Source organism: Peribacillus sp. P4_C12 (assembly GCF_056402095.1).
This window is the reverse complement of record NZ_JBFUIB010000308.1, coordinates 1-4425: the sequence shown is the minus strand read 5'-3', so window position 1 is coordinate 4425 and position 4425 is coordinate 1. Positions and strand designations below refer to the sequence as shown.

Genomic DNA, 4425 nt, shown 5'->3' with positions numbered 1-4425 from the left:
GAATTTATATCATGATCAATGAATAATTTCCGTCCATTTTTATCCCGTGTAAATCCCCGGACACGGTAATCAATAGTAATTATGTCAGCACTTAATTATCTTATACATTCCTTTGATACTGACATAATTACTATTGATTACCGTGTCCGGGGATTTACACGGGATAAAAATGGACGGAAATTATTCATTGATCATGATATAAATTCCATTCAAAATTACATCCCTGATGAAGTAAAGCGTTTATATGATATGATAGATGTCAATGTGTATCAGGAAAATATATTTCATACGAAATGTAAGTTGAAAAGATTCGATATAAATAATTATTTATTCGGCTTCACGGAAGAAAAATTAAATTCAGAGGAACGACAGGAAATTATAGAAAGACTACAAACAGAGATGGATGAAATCTTTTATGGAGCTAACGTTCCGCATCTATTAAAGAAAAACAAGCATTCCAATTAAGGAATGCTTGTTTTTGTGAATATTAATTTAATTGTAATACACGTACTAAGACATAACCAAGAATTGATAATAAGATTGAACCGAATAGACCAGCAACAAATGGTTTCCCACCATATTTCTTGAATATTACAAGATCTATATTTAATCCGAGTCCCGCCATAGACATTGCCATGAGGATATAAGAAAGCGAAACAATGGATTCAGCTATAGCTTCAGGCACTACTCCTGTAGAATAAAGAGCACTAGTTGCTAAAAACCCTAAAATAAACCAAGGAATCTGGATAGATTTCCATGAAAATTTTTTCCCCGGATTAGCTTTTCTCTCTTTCAAATTCATAATGAATCCAATAAAAATTGCAACAGGAATAAGTAAGGCAACCCTAGTTAACTTGACCATGACTGCCAAATCTACTGCCTCATTTCCACCTGGTGCTGCAGCGGCAATTACATGAGCAATTTCATGCAGTGTAGCTCCCGAGAAAATTCCGTATCCCTGATCTGATAGACCTAGGAATGGATAAAGAATGGTGTAACCAAATGTAAAGGTTGTTCCCAATACAGCAACCGTTGCCACGGCAATCGCTGTATCTTTTTCTTTTGCTTTAATTTGTGTGGAAATCGCAAGGACAGCCGCAGCTCCACAAATTCCTGTCCCACAGGCTGTCAAAATAGCCAGCTTTTTTTCGACCTTAAAAAGACGGGCCAATCCATAAACTACTAATATAGCAAATACAAGACTAATAGCTCCGACAGCAAAAGTTTTTGGTCCAGCATTAAAAATATCCTTTAAGTTCAAACGCATCCCTAACAAAATGATACCAAATCGCAAAAGAACCTTACTAGAATAATTGGTCCCCGCAACCACATAATCAGGCAAGCCGACTATGGATTTCCAAAACACCCCTATTAATATCGCTATGACGAGCTGCCCCATTATATGAAGGAAGGGGAGCTCTGCCAAGAATTTTGCTGCAATAGCAATTAGTAGGGTTAAAACTATCCCTTTAATAAAGCCAAGCTTTTTTGTTTCTATTGCTGTTTTTCCCAAGTTGAACACTCCATCTATATTGTTTCCTTTACTTTAAGGGTAAATTAAAAATAAGTGAAATATATATTTGCTATTGTAATAATCACTTTTACTTATGGTAAAATAAATTATAAAGAGGAGGTAACTATGGATCCTTTAAAGGTTTTTGTAACCGTAATCGAACAGAAAAATTTCTCAAGAGCAGGTGATATTCTTAATCTGTCACAGCCGGGAGTTAGCCTTCATATAAGGAATCTGGAAAATGAATTGGGGACGAAACTGATTTACCGTTCTCCAAAACAGGTTCAAATTACAGAGCCTGGAAAAATCTTATATAGGCATGCAAAGCAAATGCTGAATCACTATGAGACAGCAATAAGAGAAATTAATGATTTTAATAACGTGGTAAGTGGGACTCTAAAAATTGGGGCTAGTTTTACAATAGGAGAATATTATCTTCCGAAAGTTTTGGCGGAATATTCTGTCCTATATCCTCTAGTTGATATTCAAATTATTATTTCAAATTCTAATGAAGTTATTCAAGGCGTACGTTCTAATCAGATTGATATAGGTCTGATTGAAGGGGAAACGGATTATAAAGATATTGATGTTAACTCATTCATGAACGATGAAATGATTGTCGTCGTTCCGCCTGATCATCCACTTTCACAAATGGAGATCATAGATGGTGCCATGCTTCAGGATCAAACATGGGTACTTAGGGAGCAAGGGTCGGGAACTCGTACGTATTCAGATAAACTTATAAACAAACTAGATCTAAACATAAAACGAAGCTTTATTTTTACCAGTATTCAAGGAGTGAAAGAAGCAGTTATGGCTGGTCTTGGCATTGCACTGTTATCCCGATTAACCGTGCAAAAAGAACTGAAAACCGGTGAATTGAAGACCTTTCATTTGAAAAATGAAGCCTTTATTAGACCTTTTTCAGTGGTGAAAAAGAAAGATTTCGAAGCATCAAAAGCTTTGGAGTTGTTTTTAAATAAAGTGAGAGAATTTGCGATAAAAGGACAACTAAAATGATACGGAATTCTATGTATAAAAGCTGACCTCCTCATTTACACGATTGAGGAGCCTGGCATTTTTGATTTAATCGAAAGCGCTTTCGAATTATTCCTTTTTTTAAGAACCCGTAATAGCTTTAATTTCAAGTATAAGGGAAGTTCACGAATTTCGGGGTGCAATCGTCGGACACTAGGTACATAGATCCTGTTACATTTAGGACATATGATAATACCCACGTCATAATGTTGGTGTGGATAAAACTAGAAAGTGAAACTTCATAGATGACATAGAAATGGCTGTGTATCAAGCCAAACGGGAAGGTAACTGTTTCGGAATGGATTAAAATCAGTTACCCTCAACCAACATTTACGTATGTTCGCTTGATTACAAACATATTATTAAATAGGAAAAGACTAGGATGTTTTTTCGGTCCCTTTATTGACTTTTTCTATTTTATATTAATTTGTAAAAGGAGCGTCCACATTGGCTATAGAGGAGCAGAAAAATAAGCGAATTTCTGTTTTCGACAGAATTATAGGATTCATGCCAAAACTATATGTGATTGGGACTATTTTGATTTTTGTTTATACACTGGTTGCGATGGCCCTATTAGGAATCCAAACGTGGAAGGAGCCTGATAAAGTCGTCAATCCCGTAAATACACAGAATCCAGCTATTTCTGAAGGCTTTGAACATACATTGATAACGTTAATTATAGAACCGATTGTAACATCTGAGTTTTATCAAATAATCTTCAACACATTATTTCTTTACCTAGTGTGGATACTACTTTTTCTTTTAGCACCGATTGCTTTTTACCGGCTAAAACACTTTAAGTTTTTTAATATAGAAATTGAGATTGAAAAACAAGATGCAGCTGTTTTTGAGGTGTTTAGCGTGAGCAGTTCAAAAATGAAATTTGCAGCATATTTAACATCTGAGGAATTTCAGCTGGAGATATCAGAGGAGATTGCAAATAGCAAGGATTTTAAAGCTCCCTTAATTTATACATTGGATAGTACTATCGAGTTTTATTCCAATCAATTAGGACTTGACTTTACTTATGAAATTTATAACTTAAATCAATTCAAAAAAGCTAAGCTACCTAAATCCATCAAATCGATGCTTGATAAGTCCATCCAAACTGGTGATCCATGTATAACGAATAAAAGCAACAGTGACAGTGAATATTATAAGAATTTTCTCTTGCATTATTATGAAAACCTAGACGGCAAATTTGTCACGGTTTTAAGCAGTTATCAAACGGAATTCGATACCTTCGATAAATCACTAATAAAAATTCTACACAATGTCATATACGATTATTATCTACAATWTAACTATATATATGATGTAACGTTGACGATGGTGAAGAATGAAGAAATTTCATACGATAAATAAAAACCACCCTACAAGTGGTTATTTTTTTTTGTAAGGTGATTGTTAATTATATTTTGGACGATTACATTATTACCAATAAGCTCAGAAGATTTCTTTACGTGTTGCTCTCTAAAATCCATGTTTTTTATCTTCTTAGACTTTTTCCCTTTTTTAAAATTATTGAAGGCGTTTAGAAAGGCTATTTGGATCACTCCCCTTATAGATTAGTATATTMATATTATTGATAAAGTTTCTAATAAAAAAGTCTCGTTAGAAAAAAATTTTTAAAGGTTTTGTATATAAATACGAGCCTTTAATAAGGTTAATTTCAATATAGTATTTTTATAGATTTTTATAGTGTAAGTCAAGACGAAGTCTACTTGGCTCTAACATTTCTGGTTAGCTTTGTGTAGCTATATTTACTTAAGCGTTATGAGTTTCTTTCTCAAAAAGAGAAATCTGCGTTATTGCATCGAGCTTAGCGACACCAGGATGAGTTTCCATATTCTTTATTTCAATTCCTCTTTGTG

At 34.0% G+C, this 4425-nt stretch carries 3 protein-coding genes and 2 pseudogenes; 3 read left to right on the top strand and 2 right to left on the bottom strand.

From position 1 onward, the window contains the following. Positions 1-86: pseudogene (locus AC1DUW_RS21700) on the bottom strand (adenosylmethionine decarboxylase); the annotation flags it as partial. On the opposite strand from AC1DUW_RS21700, the pseudogene AC1DUW_RS21695 reads away from it, so the two are divergent. After that, positions 82-465: pseudogene (locus tag AC1DUW_RS21695) on the top strand (adenosylmethionine decarboxylase); the annotation flags it as partial. The pseudogenes AC1DUW_RS21700 and AC1DUW_RS21695 sit on opposite strands and share 5 nt — an antisense overlap. 22 nt (positions 466-487) lie before the next feature. On the opposite strand, the gene AC1DUW_RS21690 reads toward AC1DUW_RS21695, so the two are convergent. Next, complete coding sequence (locus tag AC1DUW_RS21690; RefSeq protein WP_053346305.1) at positions 488-1513, bottom strand: YeiH family protein; 1026 nt, start codon at positions 1511-1513, stop codon at positions 488-490. A gap of 126 nt (positions 1514-1639) precedes the next feature. Here AC1DUW_RS21690 and AC1DUW_RS21685 point away from each other — a divergent pair, with 126 nt between their 5' ends. Together AC1DUW_RS21685 and AC1DUW_RS21680 are read left to right on the top strand one after the other, a co-directional pair. Then, complete coding sequence (locus AC1DUW_RS21685) at positions 1640-2533, top strand: selenium metabolism-associated LysR family transcriptional regulator (RefSeq protein WP_053346304.1); 894 nt, start codon at positions 1640-1642, stop codon at positions 2531-2533. A 465-nt stretch (positions 2534-2998) separates the two neighbouring features. Next, positions 2999-3916, top strand: a complete 918-nt coding sequence (locus AC1DUW_RS21680) for a hypothetical protein (protein WP_477643428.1) — start codon at positions 2999-3001, stop codon at positions 3914-3916. The last annotated feature ends 509 nt before the right edge of the window (positions 3917-4425 follow it).